The sequence below is a fragment of the Mesorhizobium sp. B1-1-5 genome (genome assembly GCF_006443065.1).
Taxonomy (GTDB): domain Bacteria; phylum Pseudomonadota; class Alphaproteobacteria; order Rhizobiales; family Rhizobiaceae; genus Mesorhizobium.
This window is the reverse complement of sequence record NZ_VFWS01000214.1, coordinates 1-3,250: the sequence shown is the minus strand read 5'-3', so window position 1 is coordinate 3,250 and position 3,250 is coordinate 1. Positions and strand designations below refer to the sequence as shown.

The following is a 3,250-nucleotide window of genomic DNA, read 5'->3' as shown; positions in this document are numbered from 1 at the left end:
GTTCTCGCGCGGTCAGCTCACCGACTTGCTGCCCGAGGCGAATTTCACGCCCGCCGCCTGGTCCGACGCCCTGTTCTTTCCGCCATCGCGGCGGCGTTTCATGATGCGCTTCCACAATATGGTGGAGCGCGCCGGCCGGCGGCTGTGGCCGATCTTTTCCGGCGTCATCGTGGTCGAGGCGCAGAAGCGGCTCTATCAGGGCGTGCCGGCCGCCCAGCGCGCTTCCCGACGGGTTTTCGTGCCGGTGCTTTCGCCGCATGCAGCAACGCGGCTCGGCCGGCGAATAGAGACCGGGGCCACGACATCGCCGGGTCCGCGAATGACACCTTCGTGATCATGCCAGAAACTTGCGCCGGACGGCATTTCGCGAGCTATCTGTCGCTGACGGGCTCGCAGCCTGGCTGAGTGACCAGTGGCGTCACTACACTTCATCCGGTTTTCAGCACCGCTTTTGAACGCAAGGACTTCAGCTCATGGCCGATTATCCGGACAATGATGCCTCTGCCCGGCCTATCGCTGCGGTCGAAGCTTCGAGCCTGCGTGATCAGGTGGCAACCATCAAGCTGGCGCTTGCCGGGTCGCCGGTCCGCAAAGGGCTACGCTGGGCCTCCATCGGAATGGTTGCCGTCATTGTCGCGACCTCGATCGGCCAGGTTCTGCTCAACCGCTGGAACCAGCCTTTCTACGATGCGCTTGCACGCCGCGACATGCAGGCCTTCCTGCACCAGCTCGCCATTTTTGCCGCGATTGCCGGTGGGCTTCTTGTGCTCAATGTCGGCCAGACCTGGCTCAATCAGACGATCCGGCTGAAGCTGCGCGAGGCGCTGACGCTCGATCTGATCGATGGATGGATGCGGCCGGCGCGCGCTTTTCGCCTGGCGCATGCAGGCGCCATCGGGGTCAATCCCGACCAGCGCATGCAGCAGGACGCGAGCCATCTTTCCGACCTGTCGACGGATCTCGGCGTTGGCCTGCTGCAATCCCTAATCCTGCTCGCCTCCTTCGTCGGCGTGTTATGGGAGCTGTCCTCGGGCTTCGTCTTCCATGTCGGCGGGACATCGCTCGCCATACCAGGCTACATGGTGTGGGCGGCCATCCTCTATGCCGGAACGGCTTCCTGGCTGAGCTGGCTGGTCGGACGGCCACTGATCCACCTCAACAGCGACCGCTACACACGCGAGGCGGAGCTGCGTTCCTCGATGGTGCGCGTCAACGAGAACATCGATGCCATCGCGCTCGCCCGAAGCGAGCCCGATGCCAGGCGGCGGCTGGAAACCGACCTGGGCACCGTGCTCGGCGCCATGCGACGCATCTATAACGCCCAGATCAATCTCGCCTGGGTGACGGACACCTATGGCTGGATCACCGTGGTGGCTCCCATCCTGGTAGCTTCGCCGGTCTATTTCGCGGGCGATATCAGCTTCGGCGGACGGATGATGGCGGTCGGCGCCTTCAATCAGGTCCATTCTTCATTGCGTTGGTTCATCAACAATATCGGCAGCATCGCCGATTGGCGCGCGACGCTGATGCGCGTCGCCGATTTCCGCATTGCGCTGGATGAGACCGATGTGCTGCACGACCAGGAAAGGCGCATCGAATTCGGCGAGAATGCAAACGGCAAGCTGACCTTCGAGAAACTCGAAGTGGCCTCGCCGGGGGGCTGCACGAGGCTCGCCGACCAGCATGTCGAGATCCACGCCGGCGAACGCGTCATGCTCACCGGCGAGCCTGGCGCGGGCAAGACGCTGTTCTTTCGCGCCATTGCCGGCCTGTGGCCGTGGGGGAGCGGGCGCATCGGCATGCCGGCGGGGGAGGTGCCTATCTTCGTGCCGCGCACGCCCTACTTCCCAACCGCCACGCTGCGCGAAGTGCTCGACCGCGTGGACGGGGTTGCGCCGGCAAGCGATACCGATATCTCGGCCGTGCTGGCCGAGATCGGCCTGGAGCGCCTGTCGTCGTCGCTCGACCGTAGCGCGCGTTGGGAGCATGAACTGGCCGACGACGAACTGCGCCTGCTGGCCTTCGCCCGGCTCGTGCTGCGGCAGCCGAAATGGGTGATCATCGATGAGGCTCTCGATGCCTTCGACGGACCGACACTGCGGCGGGTCCTGTCGACGCTGGAGAAGCGGCTGGGCGGGGCGACGATCCTCAATATCGGCCGCGGGCAGCACAACAATCAGTTCTTCCCGCGCGCGCTGACCATCGTAAAGGCGTCCGGCGTGCCGGCCCTGAAGCCCGCGCGTATAAGGGCAGGCGCGATCGAGCCGCCGCCGGCCGCTCCTCGCCGCAAGAAATAGCACTTCCGGCATCTGTTCGGGCTGGCCCGCGGCACGCCATGCGGCAGCTTTATTTCGCCGTGATCGCGAGGGAAGATTGCGGCGGAAACATCGCTTGAGCCGGCCATGCTTGATGCTCTCAGCCTGCTTGCCTGCCTGGCCTGCACCGAGGCCGCCGTGACTGCGCCTGCGCCGGACAGCCTGGCCGTTGACGTCGAATTGGTGCTGGCGGTCGATATCTCATTGTCGATGGACGAGAAGGAGTTCGCCCTGCAGCGCGCCGGCTATGTGGAGGCGCTGCGTCATCCCGACTTCGTCAAGGCGGTCCGCGCGGGGAACGCCGGTCGCATCGCGCTCACCTATTTCGAATGGGCCGGCACCGTCCGCGACGACGCGCTCATCGGCTGGCAGGTCATCGACGGCGCCGAGAGCGCCAACGCCTTTGCCGACCAGATATCGGCCCGTCCGTTCCGCAGCTTCCGCGGCACGTCGCTCTCCGGCGCGCTCGCCTTCGGCGCGGGGCTCTTCGACCGCACCGCTTACGAAAGCGAACGCAGCGTCATCGATATTTCCGGTGACGGACCGAACAATATCGGGCCGCCCGTCACCGCCACGCGGGATGCGGCAAACGCCAGAGGCATCGTCATCAACGGCCTGCCGATCCTGATCAATCCATCGCCCACCTTCAGCCACCTCGACCGGTATTACGCCCAGTGCGTCACCGGCGGGCCGGGCTCCTTCGTGCTGCCGATTTATACAGCCGCCGAATTCTCGACGGCAATCCGGCGCAAGCTGATCCTCGAAGTGAGCGGCGTTCAGAACGAGACCAGGATCATTCCCGCCGAAGCCGAGGCTCCGATCGACTGCCTGCAAGGCGAACGCGACAGACGGTTCTTGTCGGATCCGTATTTCCCGGAGCTCGATCGCTGAGCCTTCGCCGGGCTATGCGTCCCGACCTGCTGCTGACCTTCGGC

Annotated in this window: 2 protein-coding genes and 1 pseudogene; all 3 read left to right on the top strand. The window is 65.0% G+C overall.

The window, feature by feature from the left end:
* Window positions 1-334, top strand: a pseudogene (locus tag FJ980_RS29480) (SAM-dependent methyltransferase); the annotation flags it as partial.
* 139 nt (window positions 335-473) lie between these two features.
* Window positions 474-2,297 (top strand): ABC transporter ATP-binding protein/permease, encoded by a 1,824-nt coding sequence (locus FJ980_RS29475; RefSeq protein WP_140547149.1) that lies wholly within the window; start codon window positions 474-476, stop codon window positions 2,295-2,297.
* 105 nt (window positions 2,298-2,402) lie between these two features.
* The gene (locus FJ980_RS29470; RefSeq protein WP_140547148.1) at window positions 2,403-3,206 is read left to right on the top strand and encodes a DUF1194 domain-containing protein; all 804 of its coding nucleotides are present in this window, start codon (window positions 2,403-2,405) and stop codon (window positions 3,204-3,206) included.
* Window positions 3,207-3,250: the final 44 nt, after the last annotated feature.

Bases quoted from the DNA above. Each gene is read 5' to 3' on its own strand.
- FJ980_RS29470 (WP_140547148.1), top strand. From the start codon at position 2,403: ATGCTTGATGCTCTCAGCCTGCTTGCCTGCCTGGCCTGCACCGAGGCC.
- FJ980_RS29475 (WP_140547149.1), top strand. From the start codon at position 474: ATGGCCGATTATCCGGACAATGATGCCTCTGCCCGGCCTATCGCTGCG.